This is a genomic window from Raoultibacter timonensis, assembly GCF_022845715.1.
GTDB classification, from domain to species: Bacteria; Actinomycetota; Coriobacteriia; order Coriobacteriales; family Eggerthellaceae; genus Raoultibacter; species Raoultibacter timonensis.
Genome location: NZ_AP025564.1, coordinates 1012205 through 1029567 on the forward strand (window position 1 = coordinate 1012205; position 17363 = coordinate 1029567).

Here is a 17363-nt window from a genome sequence, read left to right on the forward strand (position 1 = left end):
GTTGATAATTAGAGGGGAGGAGTTCGAGGTCGAACCAGGGGCGGAAAAGCAATCGAAATACCATTTCACATTCGTATACATAAGAGCGATCGCCAGTTGATCGAAATCGATCGTGCGTAGTATTATTAATTATCAATTCCTGATATCAGTGATGTAAGACGGTGAAGTCCGATGGGTGGGAGCCTATGACGAGCGAAATAGTCGACCAGATGATCGCGCTTCTGAAAGACCCGACGTTTTGCAGCCTGCGGAGGCTGGTTGACGAACATCCGCTGCCGTGGGCGGAATTCTGCAACATGGTTACGCCCGCGGGCATAACGCAGAAGCAGACCTGGGATATGCTGAATGCGTTGCGGCGTCAGACTGCGATAGAGCTGCCGTTTCGCGATGGTGACGGGCGGTGCGGATGGTACTACCCGACCCGTTCGATCCTCGACGATCTGGACGATATCGACAGGCGGTGCCACGAGGGATCGTGGCTCGATACGGCCATAAAATCCCGCAACACCACGTTCTTCCTCATCGAAGCGCACGTCGACGAGGCGATCACCACCATACGCGAGGACGGGTTGACGATCGGGTACGAAAAGGCGCGGGAGGTTCTGCTGGGGGAGCGCGATCCCGAGAACTCCGAAGAGCGCTTGCTGCTAAACGGCCATCAGGCGATATGGGACCTTGACGAGTACGTCGACAGGCCCTGTACGCCCGAGACGATCCTCGAGATGTACGAAAGGGTGTCGAGGGGCGTGAGCGTCCAGGCAACGCCGTCGGTGGCGCAGCGTTCCGCTTTATGGAAGAAGAAGCAGCTCGACAGTCCGAGTGCTTTGGCCCTCGCTGCCAAGCTGATCGAGGGCAATCGGGATGAGCACGCCGAGCATCCCTTGCTTCTCGGTATGGCCGTTCGCCACCTCGTCATGAGTACGTTTCCGCTGCCGGCTTGGAACGGAACCGTGTATTCGCTTCTGATGAAGCTTTTGTTCAAGAAGTCACGGCTGCCCGCACTCGCTTTCGTTCCCCTTGTCAAGATATGCCGGGAGTGGGAGAGCGGCGTTGTTCGCCCGCCCACCGTTTTGACCTCTCTTGCCGATTCCGAGGTGCTCATCGACAACGAGGTCGATTACACGATATACGTCGGCGTGCTTGCCAAGCTGGTTCGGCGTAAGCTCGACGAGGTGGAGGACGATCTGAAGCGGGTTATCAAGCGCGACGAGGCGTTCGTCCAGGCGCTTCGCGAAGACGTCGAAATAAACCACCGTCAGCGAGCGGTTCTGCAGGTTGCGCTGAGCAACCCCGAAGCGGTCTTTCGCATCGAGGCCCATCAGAAGACCCATCGGGTCGCGTACGCAACGGCGCGAGCCGATCTGCTGAAGTTGGCGGATTTGGGGTTTCTCCAGTGCGTCCGCTCGCGGCGCGCGTTCGAATTCCATGTAACCCCCGGGCTTCGCCGGCTGCTCACGCGAAAGGGAGCGGTCGACTGAGTCGACGGCGCCCCGGACGCGCGGGTGGGAGGCGGTGGTCGGACTCGATGGTTTCCCGCCTTTGAACCTGAGTTGTGGAGGAATTGTAAACCACGGCAAACTTATGTTGCGTCGCAAATGAAGTTAACCTATACTAACATCATGCCAAGGCGGAACGGTTGAGAAAGCGCAAGCGGCGAAACCGAAACGCAGACCGACCGCCCGCATACACCTCCTTTGCTTATCCGGGTGGTGGAGCTCCTCTCGTCTGGCTACCACCACATTTTGCGGCGGGGAAATCCCCCTTTCCCCGCCGCTCTCCTCTCTCTCAATCATTTCTTTTGTGTAGTACAATAGGAAAAGCGCGTTAGGAGGCGTTTCGTGGAAAAAATCTCAATGTCGCACGAGGATTATCTTGAAGCCATCGTCATGCTCGGGGGAACCACCGAACAATCCGTGCGATCGGTCGATATTGCCGCAAAGATGGGCGTCTCGAAGGCGTCGGTCAACAAGGCGGTTTCGACGCTCAAGGAAAAGCACCTCGTCGACCAGCCGTATTACGGCGATATCACCTTGACCGAAGAGGGCTACGAGTACGGGACGTCGGTATTCGGGCGCCACGAGCTTCTGCTCAAGTTCCTCACCGAGCATCTGGGCATCGATCCTGAGGTGGCCGAAGAAGAGGCCTGCCAGATGGAGCATGCCATCAGCGACGATTCGTTCAAGAAATGGGCGGCGTTCATCAAGAAACTCGACGCTTAAAAGGATCGATACCGTATCCGCCGGTACGGGTGAAGACGGTCGTCCGCCGGTGCGGGCGAAGCGGGCCGTCGGCGGAGGACCGAAGCGCTACGACAGGCGGCAGCCCGCGATGCGGGTTGCCGCTTCGGCGTGTTCGAGGGCCGGTTCGTTCGGCTGCTTCGGAGAGTCCCGCCGATCGGGGCGCCGCCTGCTTGCGTGCACCGTACGTGCCCGCTGCGCTACAGCAAGTAGTTGTTCTCTCTGTTCGCGGGCATCATGTCGCGCAGCTTGTACGTTGCGTAGCCTCCCGCGACGAGCGGTTCCCGCTTGCAGAGTTCCTCGGCCTCTTCCCGGCTTTCGGTTTTGAAAACCACCATGCCGGCAACGCCGGGGTATCCTTTGAATACGCCGACAAGCTCGATCTTGCCCTCGTCGTCGAGTTTCCGGAGGTTTTCGACGTGGCTTTCGATTACCTTTTTAGTGATCTTGTTGTACGTCTTGCCGCGCTCGATGAACATAACGTAGTTCCAGGTATCCATCGGTGACTCCCGTCTCGGGTGAGGTTGCCTCGGTACGCTTCCGTGCCGCTTTCGGGTTGATTGTACTTGAAGGGCGGCGTCTCATTATTGGAAGGTGATACCTTTTTTTGAGCGGAACGCAAAAAAGGGGATGCGTCGTTCGGCCGGTTCCCGCCTGCTGCGCATAGCCGCAGCAAGAAACCTGTTTTTGCCAGGTCGGGCGCTTCGGGCCGAATGCATCGGTATCGAAACGCCGTGTTGACAAGATGCGCATATTACCGAAGTTGCATAGATTCACCCCGCGAAATATGCTATCCTTCGTTCAGCTTCTAGCATTGAACACACCGCAAACGAACCAAGATGCTGAGGGAGTCGAATACCGTTGGCTGCACAAGCGAAGATAGTCTCGTTCGACGAGGCGAAAACCGTGTCGGGGAAAGCCCGTCCGTCTGTTGCTGCGCCTAAACGGTCGGCCTCGAAGCGCCCTTCGGTGAAAACCGCCGCGCCGGCAAAAGCGAAGGCGTCTACCGCAAGCGCGGCGAAGCAGACGGCCCCCAAGAGGGGGGCGAAATCAAAAACAACGCAGGGTTCTCAGGCGAAGGCCGCCAAGCCCTCTTCCCAAGCGTCGAAATCCGGCCTCAAAATGCCGAAGGCGGCTGCGAAGCCGAAGGCGTCGGCGTCGAAACCGAAGGCTTCCCGCCCCGCTTCGAAAGATGCGAAGGCGCCCGTCGCTTCGCGATCGGCATCGAGAAGCCGTCAGGATTCGATGGGCCGCTCGACGAAGCGCGCAACGTTCTCTCGCGCCGCTTTCGACGATCGCGGCCGTAAAGGCTCGGCGGCGGTTTCGGTGTACAGTGGCGAGCGCGACGAAGACGAGCTCGATGACGATGTCGAGGTAAAGCGGTCCCGTATCGAAAAGATGAAGCGCAGCGCCGCTAAAAACAAAGCAGGCAAGGCGTTTACCAGGCAGTTCGGCAGCGGAGATTCCGACGCTTCGGCAACGGGCGGCAGCCGTGCGGCGCTCTACAAGGGCGAAATGGGCAAAAAGCACAAGCAGTCCACCCGTATGCAGGGTAATCCCGGCCAGTCGATGGGCGCTTCGAAGAAGCGTTTCTCGGGGCCGAGCCTGAACCCCCGCTCCCCGAAGTTCGTGGCCAGCTTGATGGTCGCCGCATGTTTGGTGCTCTCGTGCGTGTTCCTGTATCCTGCAGCCAAGCAGTACTATACGACCGTTCGCGAACACGATCAGCTCCAGGCCGAGTACGAGGCCCTTCAGCAGCGCAACGCGACCATCCAGGCGGAAGTGGATAACCTTTCGACCGAAGCGGGCATCGAAGATCGGGCGCGCAAGGAGTTCGGGTGGGTCAAAGAGGGCGAGAACGCGGCCAACGTGTACGGACTCGATACCTACGAAGACGAGTCGACGTACAATAAGGCCGTCACGCCCGGGAGCGTCGAAGCGCCCGATACGTGGTATTCTCCGGTATTGGATATACTATTCGGCGTCGAATAGTCGTCGCCCACAACACTGACGAGGAAGAGCCCATGCAGACAAAACGGTATGCCGCTATCGACATCGGCACGGTAACGTGCCGCCTTCTTTTGGCGGATGCGCACGATGCCGGCCTTACCGAGCTGCGCCGCGAGGTCGTCATCACCAACCTGGGGGAGGGGGTCGACGCGACCGGCATGCTCAAGCCCGAGGCCATGGAGCGCGTTGCCGCTCAGATGAAGCGGTTCCTCTCCATCATCGAAGAGTACAGAACGCCCGAGCATCCCCGCGTCGAGGTTATTGCCCTTGCCACGTCGGCATCGCGCGATGCGAAGAATGCGGGGGAGTTCGTGGGCATGCTTGACGAACTGGGCATACGGTTGACGGTGATTCCCGGTGAACGGGAGGCGGCGCTCTCGTTCCTCGGCGCCTCGAGCGATTTCGTCGGCGAGGATCTGCTCGTTGTGGACATCGGGGGAGGTTCGACCGAGATCATCGCGGGAACGGGCGGCGACGAACCGGTGTTCAAGCACTCGTTCGACATCGGCTGCCGTCGTGTGACTGAAAAGTTTCTCGCCTCCGACCCGCCCACCGCTGAAGAGCTCGCCGTTGCAAAAGGGTGGGCGCTTCGCTCGATGGGGCCGAAGTTCTCCGAACTCGAGCAGACCGGTTTTATCCCGAAGCGCATGGTGGCCGTTGCGGGCACGGCGACAAGTGTGGTTTCGATCCATGAGCATATGGAAGTGTACGATAGTGCGCGGGTGCACAGGACCGTGGTGGATGCCGCTGCGCTCGAGGAGGTATACGCGCAGCTTCGCTCGGTGCCGCTCGAAGAGCGAAAGCGGATCGTCGGACTCGATCCGGGTCGTGCAAGCGTGATCGTGGCCGGGATGCTCATCATGGAAACCGTGATGAGCTGCGCGGGCATGGGCGAGTTCACCGTGAGCGAAACCGACATCCTGCAGGGCATCATTCTCGATGCTTCAAGAAACGGATAATTGACGGGGCGCTGGGTAGCGTCTTTTGCTATCATGATGCTCGTTCGGTGCGGCGATGTGCCGCACGGTTTTCGGGGGCGTGGCGGAATTGGCATACGCAGCGGACTTAAAATCCGCCGACTTCGGTCTTAAGGGTTCGAGTCCCTTCGCCCCTACCATACGGTTTGATCAGGTAAAACACTAAGTAAGGCCGCAAGAACCGTTGTTCTTGCGGCCTTTTTAACTGTCCCGAAGTGGCCCATACGCCGTAGGGCAACAAGAAAGCCGAAGTGGTCTCTAGGATGCCCAGTGGCCTTTGGCCTCGTCGTACGATGCTGGATTCGAAGGCTTCATATCTCCGGTCAACGCATGGATGGCGGCGTAGCGCCCCATGGTCATGTACGATCCGCAGCAAAGGCCTCCTTGGTACAAGTTCCATTCGAGGCCCCCGCACACGTTGCCGGCACCTGATCCGACGGAATAAAGTCCGGGGATGGGCTCGTTGTTCTGATCGAGAACCCGACAGCATCCATCGATGACGACGCCTGCGTTAATGGCGCTGCAGCGAATCCACTGACGGATGCCCCAGTAAGGCGGGGTATCGATGGGACGGAGCTTGTCTTTTGCCAAGCCGAACTCTTCGTCAACGCCGTTTTCGCAGAACGCGTTCCAATTGGCGACGCTCTCCTTGAGCGCATCTGCGGGTAAGCCGAGTTCTTGTGCGAGTTCGTCGAGCGAATCGGCGCGGTGCGTATCGATGAGGCTCGTGTATACGCCTTCTGGGTTGTCTTTAAGGCCGGGGATGTAGTTCTCGAGCGACTCGGGGGTAACCTTGGCATTGTATTTGGTTGCAAAATCGTTGTCGAAAATGCGGAAGAATCGTCCTGGGTCTTCGGCATCGGCATCCCACTGAAGTGAAAGATCCCAGGATTCCATCGGAATGTCTTCGTTCATGAAGCGCTTTCCCTGGTTGTTGAGGGCCATGAAGGGTACGCCGGTGAGCATCATGGGGCCAGCGTCCATGTCGTGCATGGTTTTGGCGTGGTTGACCGGAACCATGCGGCCGCCAGCAAGCATGTTCATCAGGATGCCGTCGGCGGTCTTGTTCGCCTGCTTGCGCTGAAAACGTACGACGTCGGGCGAGTATCGCTCAACAAGGCTTTCGTTGTTTTGGTAGTCGCCGGCAGCGACAATGACTGCTTTGGATGCGTTGAATTTGATGTAGCCGTCATTCGTTTTGCCGATAACGCCCGTTACGCTTCCGTCGTCAGCTTGGATCAGCTGAACGGCTGGGGTGCTGTAGAAGAACTCGGCTCCATCGGCGGCGGCTGCTTCTGCGAGCTTCGTCATAATGTCTTGGTTGTTGATCGGCTTTGGGCCGAAGAAGTTGCTCGCAACGGTGATGTAGCTGCCTTCGTCGAAATCCGTACGTGCTTTCGAGGCCTGAGGGGGAAGCCCTACTTCGTCTGCTTTGCCCATCATCCACATGATCATCTCTCCCGCATGCTCAACGTACAGATCGAGCAGATCGGGATTCATGCGGTAGCCGCCGGTTTTTCGCCACTCCTGCTTGTATTGCAGTTTCCCGATATCGTTGCTTTCTTCAAGGATGGGGCCCGATGAGCCGTTTCCGTGTGCAACGACGATGGACTCCTTCTGCAGGCAGGCAACGGTTGCCCCCTCCTCGAGCGCTGTGCATACGGCGGGGACGCCGGCTGTGCCCGCGCCGACAACAACTATGTCGTAGGTCTTCTCTTCGATGAATTCCGCGATCGGCTCGAGCTCCACAACGGAATTCTCGAAGTCCTCGGCAACGGTGCCCTTTGGAAACGATGCGTCGGCTGATGACCCGGTCGACGCTGGCTGATCTGCAGGTTGACATCCCGAGAGAAGTCCGCCTAATGCCGTAACTCCTCCGATGGCGACTGTCCCTTTGAGAAACTGCCTTCTGTTAATTGCCACGCTGATCCCCTTTCACTCCGAATTCCTCGCTTCGACTTCAGTAAAGCGAGAGCGTTTATGTGCTGCGTCATTGTGCGACGAGGGCGAAAAGACGTCTTCCCATAAAACTCGGGTATTGCGCGAATACCGCTTTCTGCTCGCCCATAAAATAGGGGATTTTCTTTCTGCTCCGTTCCCAAGCGCCGCCTAGCAGGCATTCTGCGATAGAATTGCGAAAGGGGGTGAGTCGGTTTTATGGAACGAGTGGAAATCAAAAACTACGTAGCGCCTTTTGTCGGCATGTCGTTTTTCTGGGTGTACTTGCGTTATCAATCGTATTTCGGGCTTTTGTATCCGTTGGATTCGCCGACCGGCACCTCCCCCGCGTTCGGCGTTCTGCTTGTCGTGCTGCTGGTACTGTGTGCCTTTTCTATTGCGTTTCGGACTCGGATTGAGAAAATCTTTCTGGCGCAAAGATACTCAGTGGTGCTTTTGAGCGCGATGGCATCCGGCGGAGCGGCAATGGCTCTTGCGGCGGATAGCGGGCTGCTGGGTGCATGGGCACTATGGGTCTCCCTTCCCTTGGTGGCCGCAGGGTTTGTTGCGGGCTATTTGGGCTGGGCAACGTATTTTTGCTACCGGTTCGGGCCTTCTGACATTGTCGTCCTGGCAGCCTCGTATTTGGCGAGCCTTGTTTTCTTCACTCAATGGGTGCCGTATCTGGTTGCCGTATTCGTTCCGCTCGGGGTGGGCGTTTCTTGGTTTTTCGCGCAACCGCCCCGAGGAAGTGCGGTTGCTTCCAAGATCTCGTCTCTGAAAGAGGTAACGCCTTTCGTAGTGCTCTTTATAGCGTTCTTGCTCTCGGGAAGCATCTTGCGCGGGATTGTCGATTCGGGCAGTTCGGATGTCGATGGCCCCCTGTTCCGCTGGCCTCTTTCGGTCGTCGTGTCTGCCATCGTATTGTTCGGATGCTGGATTTCGGTGCGTCGCATGAAAGAGAAGCGAGTGGGCCTAAAGAGCGGGGAAGCGCTCTGGATGCAAAGGGCGATAGACTCGATGGCCCTTAAGGGGTGGGCGGCGCTCGCGCTCATGTTTTTTGCGGCGGTGTTCGCCGGCTTGATCGAGGGATCATATCACCTGTCTGGGCACATCGTAGTGGTAGCCCGTTCGATGCTCGACTGGCTGCTGTGGGTTGTTTTGTGCAACCTCGTGAGCGCAAAGCGGTTGTCTCCCGTCCTCGTTTTTTCGGCATGCAGCATATTGACGAATACCGTTTCGTGGATGTTGAGCTATTGGTTGTTGCCTCGCCTTCTCACGGTTGAGGTGGGCGGTCGTCTGCCGACCTCCGATGTGCTTGTGCTGCTGGCTGCCTTCGCTTTGCTCGCGCTCATCATTTTGGTTTTCGGGGTTGTTGCCTCCAAACGCCAGGCGGCGGACGCTTTGTCTCTTTCGACCGCGGAGGCTTCCCTTGTGCGCCCTTGCGTTTCGGAGGAAATGGCTGCAGCTTTCAAATTGACGTCGCGAGAGGCGGAGGTGGCAAGCTTATTCGCTCAGGGACATAGCATGAAAAAAGTTGCTTCCTTGTTGTTCATTTCTATGAGCACGGCCCAAAGCCATATTAAAAGCGCCTACAGGAAACTCGATGTGCATTCGAAAGACGAGCTTATAGACAAACTGTCGGAATGGCAGAGAGAATCCGAATAGCCCGCCTTGCAGCAGGTCCATCCCAGCCTTCTCGACGATTTCCGCAGATGCGAACCCCGTTTCCGCCTGTACCGTCACCAGTGCAGCGCCCTCACACCTCGACCCCCTCGAACAGATCCTCGAATCGCAGCACCGCCTCAAAATCGCCCCAGACCCTGAGTGTTCCGTCGAGCAGTGCGTCGGTGATCGATGTTTCGCCCGAGACGATGCGCTCCCAGAGGGCGACATCGGCTTCGATGCGCGTTTGCGTCCGCCCGTCGGGCGCCGGGCGGACGGTGCAGGTTCGGGCTTCGCATAGTAGAACAGCTCGGCTGGGCTCGTCGGAGAATGCGCACTCGACGGCCAGCGCATCATCGGGTTCGAGATTTTCGCAGTAGCGAGCGGCGAATGCTTCGAGGATGGCATTCGCTCGGTTCGACGGCGGGGTCCTCTCCTTGCCGGGCGGTGTTTTAGCGATAGCGGCTACGCGGTTCACCACGGCCATGTACCGATCGGGGTCGAACACGGGTGTACTCAGCAAGCGCTCGGTGTTGAGGGGGATGCTCTTCGGCACGGCATACATCGCACCTGCGACCCGCACTTCGTCAAGGCGCGTGCGGGCCGCCCTTCCCGGTCGCTCGGCTGCGAATGCTCCGCCGACAGGACAGAGGACCTTCGAGACCCTTTCGCCGCAGAGCAGGTCGAACTGCAGTGCGAGCGCCTCGAAATTGCGTTCAGTCGTCTGAAATCCGCAGGTCGAGATGAGCACATGGCTCTGAGATGCAGCATCGTAGGTTTGCGGATGTCTGATCGAGCCGTTGCGCTCCTCGAACAACGGGCTGTTGTTGGGCATGAGCCGATCGAGGAAGGCCTTGGCTTTCGAAGGCATGCCGAAATAGTAGAGCGGCATCGACCACACGATCACGTCGGCTCGGCGAAACGACACAAGCAAATCGCCCATGTCGTCGCGGATAACGCAGACGCCGGGAGTTCGGTGCCAGCACCCGAAGCATCCTCGGCATGCGGCGATGGATTTGTCGTACAGGACGATCTCGTCAACCGTACTCGAAGGCGCAGCTTCGCGCATGCCGGCGACGAAGGCGTCGGCGAGCTTCTTTGTTGCGCTTGCGTGTTTGCGCGGGCTGCCGTTCAGATAGAGGATGTTCATGGGCCCCTTTCTCTCGTTTGCATGCCATTGAACCATGCTGGAGCGTGCGGCGGCTCGGCATCGGCTCGACGCTTCGTTGGATTCGAGCCCGAGCGTTCGAACCCGAGCGGACGAGCCCGCAAACCGCTCGCTTCGAAGTTTTGTGGTTCTTCGGCAACGAAAATCGGAAAATTCGACCCGATTATTCACGGTTTCTTGGCATACGCGGCACTTGTGGTACCATTCCGTGGAGTACGCGAACGAAGACGGATAAGAAAGCTTCCATGAACAACATCAACGAGATCGTGGCATCGGTGCAGAAGCAACCTGAGACTTTCGAAGAATACCTCACCTCCTACGCACAGCAGGTGGGCGATCTGGTCAACTCCTACATACCCGAAGGCGCGCATCCCGACATGGAGCGCTATCTGTACGAGCCGTTGCTCGCCTACAGCAAAAACGGCGGCAAGCGGCATCGCCCGCTCATATGCTTTGCGGCGTGCCAAGCGGTGGGTGGCGATATGCCCCGTGCGACGTCTGCGGCGGCGGCCATCGAGCACTTCCATACTGCGGCGCTCATTCACGATGACATCGCCGACGAAGCCGAGCTGCGCAGGGGGGAGCCCTGCATGCATCTCACCGAGGGGATCGGGCTTGCCATCAACGCGGGCGATCTTGCATTGTCCCTCGTCAACGGCACGGTTATGAACGATCCGGTGCTCGACGACGCCACCAAGGTGCGCGTTGTGACCGAGCTCGTCAACATGACGCAGCATACGATCGAGGGCCAAGCGCTCGACATCGGTTGGGCGCGCGACGGTCGCTACGACATCACGCCCGAAGACTACCTCGTTATGGCAACGCACAAGACCGCCCATTACTCGGGTGCGGTTCCGCTGGCCGTCGGCGCCATCATCGGCGGCGGCACCGAGACCGAGATCGAGGCGCTGCGCAACTACGGCCTCGACACGGGTCTCGCGTTCCAGATCCAGGACGACCTGCTGAATCTCATCGGCTCCGAAGAGAGCATGAAGAAGGATTTCCGCAACGACATCACCGAGGGCAAGCGCACGCTCATCGTCGTGCATGCGCTGCAGAACTCGTCGGATCGCGATCGCCTCATCGAGATCCTCTCCTCGAAAGAGAAAGATCAAGCGGTGCTTGCGGAAGCGGTTGCGATTATGGAGGATGCCGGAAGTGTCGAATACGCGCGCAACTATGCCGAAAACCTTACGAGCATTGCGAAGAACCGCCTGATCGATATGATTAAGCCGTCTCCTTCGCGCGACCTGCTCGTCTCTATGGCCGACTGGTTCGTCAACCGTTTGAAGTAAAGGCGTTTTCTACCCGATTTGTGAACGTGGCTGGGTTAGCAATTCGCCTGCGCTACAATACCGCCATGGATACGATTCGCAGACACGATACTGGAGCGGCAGTCGAAGATGTACAGCATCGTCTGTGCATGCTCGGCATGCTCGATGAAAGCCAAGTGACCGGCACCTACGACGATGCCACCGCTCTCGCCGTACTCGCTTTCAGCGAAAAGGGCGGCCTCGGTTCCCAGGACGAGATCAACGAGAAGGTGTGGGCGGCGCTTGTCGATGCGACGTTCTGTCTCGGCGACCGCACGCTGTACCTTCGGATGCCGTACTTCCACGGAAACGATGTACTGCAGCTGCAGCAGGCGCTCGGCGCTTTGGGGTTCGCAACCGGCGCCCTTGACGGCATTTTCGGCGCGTACACCGAGCTCGCCCTGAGAAAGTTCCAGCTCAACCTCGGCCTTCCTTCGGACGGTATCGCAGGCGCGATGACTTATGCGGCAATCCACAACCTGCAGCATTCCTGGGTCGGCAAAGAGGCTTCGCCGGCGGCGGGATACCTTGGATTTGCCCGCGCGGCCGATGTGCTCGAACGCAATGCGCTCTGTTTGTTCGGTACGCGGGAGTTCACGCGCAGCGTTGCGTCGCGCATGTCGAACCTGGCGTTGGCGACCAATCCCGCCTCCAAGATACTTTCAGCCGACACGCTGCTTGTGGCACCCGACGAGTCGATGCTGCTCGTGCACATCGTTCTTCCCGACGAACAGACGGCGGAGAGCGTTCCGCGGGTTGCCTACGAAGACGATGAGACGCTTGCCCTTCGCCTCACCTCGGCGATCGATGCGGCGTCCATGCACCCCGCCCGCATTGCCGTCGAGCTCCCAGGGACCGTATGGGAAGAGGCCGGCGCGGGTCGTTCGGCGCAGCATTTTGCCATCACGCTGCTCGATGCGCTGTGCACGGCGCTCTCTCAGCGCTGACATCCGTTTGCCGGTGACGTTTCGCGTATCGCGGGCGTTGCGCGTTGTTCGGCGGCGATGTGGAGGCCGCCGTGTTCGGGCGGCGTTTCGCGTATCGCGGGCGTTGCGCGTTCGAATTCACCGCTCGAACACCGTTTCGTAAGACAATCATCGGTTTGTTGACGCTTTCAGAAGCGGCCCCGAGCGTTTTCTATACTGCGAAGCGTACTGAAACGCGTAAGAATGCCGCTGAAAACGGCATGTTCTGTTTGCCCGACCTTTATGGACATTGAGGCGGGGCAAGCAGAACGGACCCATCGAGAAAGGGCTCTCACCATGACCGAAGAAAACAACACCCAGCAACCGCAGCCCGCACCGCAGGCTCAACCGGCGCCGCAGCCCCAGCCCCAACCGCAGCAGGCGGTGCCCCCGCAACCGCAACAGCAACCAGCGCCGCAGCCGCAACCGCAGCCTGCGTACGGGCAGCCCTACCAGCAGCCGATGTACGCTCCGGCCCCGCTTATGCAGCTGACCGGCGGCATGAAGTTCGGCTGGCTTGTCGTCGGCGCGCTGCTCGGCATCCCCGGTATCGTTATTGCGTGGCTCACCAACGCCGACAAGGCTCCGCAGGTGAAAAGCGATGCGCTCAAGTTCGCGATCATCGGGTTCGTCATCTGGATCGTGCTCGGCATCATCTTGAGCCTTGCGATCACCGGCATGGTCACCGCCGTCGTGGCGGGTGCCGTGGGTTCCATGGGCGGCGGCTACCACTACGGCAGCTCCTGGTAAGTCGGCCGAGGCGCCTTCCGGGCATGCGCCTCCTTGCCCGCTTTCGAGCGTGCTGCCCTGCCGGGCGAAGCGTTTCCTGCGGACGTTTTCCGCAGGGAGCAGGTGCGCCGTACGGATTTTGTAAAAACCTTATTGCGAGAAGGGCCTCATCGGGGCCCTTCTCGTTTGCGATGGTACAATGATCGGGTTTCCCCTATATATAAGGAGTGGCTCACAATGGCACGTCCCATGACTATGGCAGAGAAGATCTTGGCCGCCCACGCCGGGCTCGAAGAGGTCGAGCCCGGTCAGCTCATCGAATGCGATCTCGATCTGGTGCTTTCCAACGATGTAACCGCGCCGATCGCCATCAAGGAGTTCGAGAAGATCGGCACCGGCACGGTATTCGATCCGACCAAGATCGCACTCGTACCCGACCATTACGTACCGAACAAGGATATCAAGAGCGCCGAGCAGGCCAAGATCGTCCGCGATTTCGCCAAAAAGCAGGGCATTGCGCACTACTACGAAGTCGGCTGCATGGGCGTGGAGCATGCGCTTCTACCCGAGCAGGGCGTTGTGGGGGCGGGCGATCTGATCATCGGTGCCGACAGCCACACCTGCACCTATGGCGCGCTCGGCGCGTTTGCTACCGGCGTTGGTTCGACCGATGCGGGCGTGGGCTATGCGACTGGCAAGGCCTGGTTCAAGGTTCCCGAATCGATCCTGTTCAACATCGAGGGCGAACTTGCTCCGGGCGTGGTGGGCAAAGACGTCATCCTGCACATCATCGGTATGATCGGCGTGGACGGTGCGCTGTACCAAGCCATGGAATTCACCGGCAGCGCCATCAAGAGCATGTCGATGGAAGAGCGCATGTCCATCTCGAACATGGCCATCGAGGCGGGCGGCAAAGCGGGGCTCATCGAGGTCGACGACATCACACGCGCCTACTTGGACGGTCGCACCGAGCGTCCTTACACCGAGTACCACCCTGATGCCGATGCCGTATACGCGAAGGTGTACGACATCGATGCCGCCGACATCGTGCCGACGGTGTCGTTCCCGCATCTGCCCTCCAACACCAGGCCCGCTGCCGAAGCGCGCGATATACGCATCGACCAGGCCGTTATCGGTTCGTGCACCAACGGGCGCATCGAGGACATGCGTCAGGCCGCCGAGGTTCTGCGCGGACGCACCGTGCATCCGGATGTGCGCTGCATCGTCATCCCCGCAACTCAGCTCGTGTATCGCCAGTGCATGGAGGAGGGTCTCACTGACGTATTCCTCGACGCGAACTGTGTCGTCTCGACGCCGACCTGTGGGCCGTGTTTGGGCGGTTACATGGGCATCCTCGCTGCGGGGGAGCGCGCCATCGCCACGACGAACCGCAACTTCGTCGGACGCATGGGCGATCCGACGAGCGAGGTGTACCTCTCTTCGCCGGCCGTTGCCGCAGCGAGCGCCGTGCTCGGTCATATCGGGTTGCCTGAAGATCTGGATTAAGGAGTTCTGTCATGAAATTCAAAGGAACCGCGCACCGTTACGGGCGCGATGTCGATACCGATGTCATCATCCCCGCACGCTACCTGAACACCTCGGATCCCGCTGAGCTGGCGAAGCACTGCCTCGAGGATCTCGACAAGGAATTCGTGAGCAAGGTGCAGCCCGGCGACATCATCGTGGCCGACGAGAACTTCGGTTGCGGCTCGTCGCGCGAGCATGCGCCGATCGCGATCAAAGCGGCGGGCGTCGACGTGGTCATCGCGAAGAGCTTCGCGCGCATCTTCTACCGCAATTCCATCAACACGGGCCTCGCCATCATGGAGTGCCCCGAGGCCGTCGACGCGATTTCGCAGGGCGATACGGTGAGCGTGGATGCCGACGCGGGCGTGATCGTCGACGAGACGACGGGCCAGACCTTTACCGCGCAGCCGTTCCCCCCGTTCATCAAAGAGATCATCGAGGCGGGCGGGCTCATCAACCGCACGAAAGCGAAGCTGGGAAAGTAACCGATCGAGTGCGCTGCGGACGCAACCGCCCGCGCCCTTTTGATGTGTACCAAGGAGCAACTATGACGACAACCTACAAGATATGCCTGCTTCCCGGCGACGGTATCGGGCCGGAGATCATCGCCGAGGGGCGCAAGGTGCTCGACGCTCTCGGCGCGAAGTTCGATGCGTCGTTCGAGTACACCGAAGCGCTTTTGGGCGGCATCGCCATCGATGAGACGGGCGAGGCGCTGCCCGAGGACACGCTTCGTGTGGCCAAAGCGTCCGATGCCGTGCTGCTTGCGGCAGTCGGCGGCCCGAAATGGGATACCACCGATCCGAATAAACCGCGTCCCGAACAGGGTCTTCTGGGCATCCGTAAGGCACTCGGCCTGTACGCGAACCTGCGCCCCGTACGCATCTTCGGGGCGCTTGCCGACGCCTCTTCGCTCAAGCCCGAGGTCATCGATGGGGTGGATCTCGTCATCGTGCGCGAGCTGACGGGCGGCCTGTACTTCGGGCTGCGCGAGCGCTTCTACGATGAAGAGGGCTGCGGAGCCGACGGCGCAACGGGCCAGCGCGCCTACGATACGCTCGAGTACCGTGAATACGAGATCGAGCGCATCGTGCGCCATGCGTTCGAAACCGCGCGCAAGCGCAAGGGCCGCGTGCATTCCATCGACAAGGCGAACGTACTCGAGACGAGCCGCCTGTGGCGCGAGGTCGCGCACCGCATAGCGGGGGAGTACCCCGATGTCGAAGTCGTCGACATGCTCGTGGACAATGCGGCGATGCAGCTCATCAACAATCCCGCACAGTTCGACGTCGTGGTCACCGAGAACATGTTCGGCGATATCCTCTCCGACGAGGCCTCGATGCTCACCGGGTCGCTCGGCATGCTCGCAAGCGCGAGCTTGGGCGACGGCACCGCGCTGTACGAGCCGAGCCACGGCAGCGCGCCCGATATCGCGGGCCAGGGTATTGCGAACCCGCTTGCTCAGATCCTCTCGGTCGAGATGATGCTGCGCTACAGCTTCGACATGCAGGATGCGGCCGATGCCGTCGCGGCAGCTGTCGAATCGGTGCTCGACGAGGGCTGGCGCACGGGCGATATCGCCAACAACACGACGCCGAAGGATAGGATCGTCGGCACGGCCGCCATGGGAGATCTGGTGGTTTCGAAGCTCTAAGCTGCTGTTATACAGGGAATGGGACGCCTCGATCCGCTTTATGCGGACGAGGCGTTTTTTCATGTCTTCTCTGCTGCGCCCCTCGCCTTTGCCATGTGCTCTGCTCTCGATTATATGTTGACAACATATAAAGGGAGGTATATGTTAACGTCATATAGATGATACCGACAAAGCCGCGCTGCGGGTTGGCGGGCGTATGTGCAGCCGCGCGAGTGCACGATATCGCGCAACGGACGCGTGCGAAACGAAAGGTGGCAACCATGCCGAGGGGCGATTGTTCGGGCAACGAGGGGCGCAAGCCGTGCTGTCGCCGCCGAGGCGGGGGAGGCGGCGCGCTTGTCGAGCCTGCTGCTTTGGCCGCCCTGCTGTTCGCTGGCGGATACGGCTACGACCTTCGCCGCACCATCCTTGAGATGAGCGATGGCGAGGTGGATGCCGATGTGGGCGGTCTGTACCGCACGCTGCGGCGGATGGAGGAAGAAGGTTCGGTCGTGTCGCGCTGGTGCGAGGAGGGTGCAGGCCCGCGCCGTCGCGAGTACGAGCTGACCGAACAAGGTATTGAGCTGGCCGAACAGTGGATCGATGCCTTGCGAAGCCGCGAGCGCTTGGACGGATTGCTCGCATCTATGTTGGAAAACGGGCTCGCCCATCTCGGGGAAACGGGATCAGACGGTCCGCAAGACGATACGGGAGCTGCTCCCGAACGGAAAGGATAAACCATGAGCGAAACGATGAAGCTGGCAGTGCCCTCGATGGGCGAAGGCGGTCTTGAGGCGGAGCGGTCGGGCCATTTCGGCCATTGCGACTGCTTCACCCTGGTCGACATCGTCGACGGCGAGATAAAAGAGGTGTCGATCCTCGCCAATCCCCCCCACGAAGAGGGCGGCTGCCTGCGCCCGGTCGGCCTTCTGGCCGAGCAGGGCGTCGACGCGATCGTGGCGGCGGGCATGGGCGGAAGGCCCCTCATGGGCTTCAACGATGCGGGCATCACCGTATACTTCGAGAACATGACCCCGAACGTCGGCGATGTGGCGAAGCTCGTCGCACAGGGCAACGTGGCGATCATGGGCATGGAGAACACCTGCCAGCATCACCACTAGGATGCGGGCGATGCGCATCGCCCGCATCCTGCGGGAGACCGAACGGGACCGGATGATGCAAGGGGCCGACCCCGCCTGGA

General features: G+C 59.9%; 16 protein-coding genes and 1 tRNA gene. 14 read left to right on the plus strand and 3 right to left on the minus strand.

All coding sequences use genetic code 11. The annotated features are described in order from the left end of the window. Window positions 1-185: 185 nt before the first annotated feature. Window positions 186-1478: a Fic family protein gene (locus tag MWL89_RS03975; RefSeq protein ID WP_244411841.1), complete on the plus strand. Its 1293-nt coding sequence runs from the start codon at window positions 186-188 to the stop codon at window positions 1476-1478. A gap of 360 nt (window positions 1479-1838) precedes the next feature. After that, window positions 1839-2219, plus strand: a complete 381-nt coding sequence (locus MWL89_RS03980; protein WP_244411842.1) for a metal-dependent transcriptional regulator — start codon at window positions 1839-1841, stop codon at window positions 2217-2219. Window positions 2220-2437: 218 nt separating this feature from the next. Here the strand turns inward: MWL89_RS03980 and MWL89_RS03985 are convergent, their stop codons facing one another. Continuing rightward, window positions 2438-2737, minus strand: coding sequence for a YciI family protein (locus tag MWL89_RS03985; protein WP_244411843.1), 300 nt, complete (start codon window positions 2735-2737; stop codon window positions 2438-2440). A 361-nt stretch (window positions 2738-3098) separates the two neighbouring features. On the opposite strand from MWL89_RS03985, the gene MWL89_RS03990 reads away from it, so the two are divergent. The 3 genes from MWL89_RS03990 (at window position 3099) to MWL89_RS04000 (ending at window position 5364) form a co-directional block, all read left to right on the plus strand. After that, window positions 3099-4229 carry an FtsB family cell division protein gene (locus tag MWL89_RS03990; RefSeq protein ID WP_244411844.1) on the plus strand — a complete coding sequence of 377 codons (1131 nt, stop codon included), beginning with the start codon at window positions 3099-3101 and terminating at the stop codon, window positions 4227-4229. 32 nt (window positions 4230-4261) lie between these two features. Next, window positions 4262-5206 (plus strand): Ppx/GppA phosphatase family protein, encoded by a 945-nt coding sequence (locus MWL89_RS03995; RefSeq protein ID WP_244411845.1) that lies wholly within the window; start codon window positions 4262-4264, stop codon window positions 5204-5206. A gap of 73 nt (window positions 5207-5279) precedes the next feature. After that, a tRNA-Leu gene (locus tag MWL89_RS04000) sits at window positions 5280-5364 on the plus strand. Between the two features lie 118 nt (window positions 5365-5482). On the opposite strand, the gene MWL89_RS04005 is transcribed toward MWL89_RS04000, so the two are convergent. Further along, complete coding sequence (locus tag MWL89_RS04005; RefSeq protein ID WP_244411846.1) at window positions 5483-7147, minus strand: FAD-dependent oxidoreductase; 1665 nt, start codon at window positions 7145-7147, stop codon at window positions 5483-5485. 234 nt (window positions 7148-7381) lie between these two features. Here MWL89_RS04005 and MWL89_RS04010 point away from each other — a divergent pair, with 234 nt between their 5' ends. Beyond that, window positions 7382-8830 (plus strand): helix-turn-helix transcriptional regulator, encoded by a 1449-nt coding sequence (locus MWL89_RS04010; protein WP_244411847.1) that lies wholly within the window; start codon window positions 7382-7384, stop codon window positions 8828-8830. Between the two features lie 91 nt (window positions 8831-8921). On the opposite strand, the gene MWL89_RS04015 is transcribed toward MWL89_RS04010, so the two are convergent. Continuing rightward, window positions 8922-9977, minus strand: a complete 1056-nt coding sequence (locus MWL89_RS04015; protein ID WP_244411848.1) for a flavodoxin family protein — start codon at window positions 9975-9977, stop codon at window positions 8922-8924. A 263-nt stretch (window positions 9978-10240) separates the two neighbouring features. On the opposite strand from MWL89_RS04015, the gene MWL89_RS04020 reads away from it, so the two are divergent. From MWL89_RS04020 to MWL89_RS04055, 8 genes are all read left to right on the plus strand, one after another. After that, window positions 10241-11290 carry a polyprenyl synthetase family protein gene (locus tag MWL89_RS04020; RefSeq protein ID WP_102378895.1) on the plus strand — a complete coding sequence of 350 codons (1050 nt, stop codon included), beginning with the start codon at window positions 10241-10243 and terminating at the stop codon, window positions 11288-11290. 26 nt (window positions 11291-11316) lie between these two features. Further along, window positions 11317-12255 (plus strand): peptidoglycan-binding domain-containing protein, encoded by a 939-nt coding sequence (locus tag MWL89_RS04025; RefSeq protein WP_341801930.1) that lies wholly within the window; start codon window positions 11317-11319, stop codon window positions 12253-12255. Between the two features lie 315 nt (window positions 12256-12570). After that, window positions 12571-13023, plus strand: a complete 453-nt coding sequence (locus tag MWL89_RS04030) for a spore coat protein SP96 (protein WP_244411849.1) — start codon at window positions 12571-12573, stop codon at window positions 13021-13023. A gap of 216 nt (window positions 13024-13239) precedes the next feature. After that, entirely contained in the window at window positions 13240-14508 is a 1269-nt protein-coding gene (leuC, locus tag MWL89_RS04035) for a 3-isopropylmalate dehydratase large subunit (protein ID WP_244411850.1), read from the plus strand. A gap of 11 nt (window positions 14509-14519) precedes the next feature. Then, a complete protein-coding gene (gene leuD, locus MWL89_RS04040; protein WP_102378893.1) occupies window positions 14520-15014 on the plus strand; it encodes a 3-isopropylmalate dehydratase small subunit in 495 nt (164 codons plus the stop codon). A 62-nt stretch (window positions 15015-15076) separates the two neighbouring features. Then, entirely contained in the window at window positions 15077-16183 is a 1107-nt protein-coding gene (gene leuB, locus MWL89_RS04045; RefSeq protein WP_244411851.1) for a 3-isopropylmalate dehydrogenase, read from the plus strand. A 260-nt stretch (window positions 16184-16443) separates the two neighbouring features. Continuing rightward, window positions 16444-16899 (plus strand): MprA protease, GlyGly-CTERM protein-sorting domain-containing form, encoded by a 456-nt coding sequence (gene mprA / locus MWL89_RS04050; RefSeq protein WP_244411852.1) that lies wholly within the window; start codon window positions 16444-16446, stop codon window positions 16897-16899. A 3-nt stretch (window positions 16900-16902) separates the two neighbouring features. After that, window positions 16903-17283, plus strand: a complete 381-nt coding sequence (locus tag MWL89_RS04055) for a NifB/NifX family molybdenum-iron cluster-binding protein (protein ID WP_244411853.1) — start codon at window positions 16903-16905, stop codon at window positions 17281-17283. The last annotated feature ends 80 nt before the right edge of the window (window positions 17284-17363 follow it).

What these genes read in the sequence shown, in the direction of transcription:
- MWL89_RS03975 (WP_244411841.1), top strand. Translation starts at nt 186, where the DNA reads ATGACGAGCGAAATAGTCGACCAGATGATCGCGCTTCTGAAAGACCCG.
- MWL89_RS03985 (WP_244411843.1), bottom strand. Translation starts at nt 2,737, where the DNA reads ATGGATACCTGGAACTACGTTATGTTCATCGAGCGCGGCAAGACGTAC.
- MWL89_RS03995 (WP_244411845.1), top strand. Translation starts at nt 4,262, where the DNA reads ATGCAGACAAAACGGTATGCCGCTATCGACATCGGCACGGTAACGTGC.
- MWL89_RS04010 (WP_244411847.1), top strand. Translation starts at nt 7,382, where the DNA reads ATGGAACGAGTGGAAATCAAAAACTACGTAGCGCCTTTTGTCGGCATG.
- MWL89_RS04015 (WP_244411848.1), bottom strand. Translation starts at nt 9,977, where the DNA reads ATGAACATCCTCTATCTGAACGGCAGCCCGCGCAAACACGCAAGCGCA.
- MWL89_RS04020 (WP_102378895.1), top strand. Translation starts at nt 10,241, where the DNA reads ATGAACAACATCAACGAGATCGTGGCATCGGTGCAGAAGCAACCTGAG.
- MWL89_RS04030 (WP_244411849.1), top strand. Translation starts at nt 12,571, where the DNA reads ATGACCGAAGAAAACAACACCCAGCAACCGCAGCCCGCACCGCAGGCT.
- leuC (WP_244411850.1), top strand. Translation starts at nt 13,240, where the DNA reads ATGGCACGTCCCATGACTATGGCAGAGAAGATCTTGGCCGCCCACGCC.
- leuD (WP_102378893.1), top strand. Translation starts at nt 14,520, where the DNA reads ATGAAATTCAAAGGAACCGCGCACCGTTACGGGCGCGATGTCGATACC.
- leuB (WP_244411851.1), top strand. Translation starts at nt 15,077, where the DNA reads ATGACGACAACCTACAAGATATGCCTGCTTCCCGGCGACGGTATCGGG.
- mprA (WP_244411852.1), top strand. Translation starts at nt 16,444, where the DNA reads ATGCCGAGGGGCGATTGTTCGGGCAACGAGGGGCGCAAGCCGTGCTGT.
- MWL89_RS04055 (WP_244411853.1), top strand. Translation starts at nt 16,903, where the DNA reads ATGAGCGAAACGATGAAGCTGGCAGTGCCCTCGATGGGCGAAGGCGGT.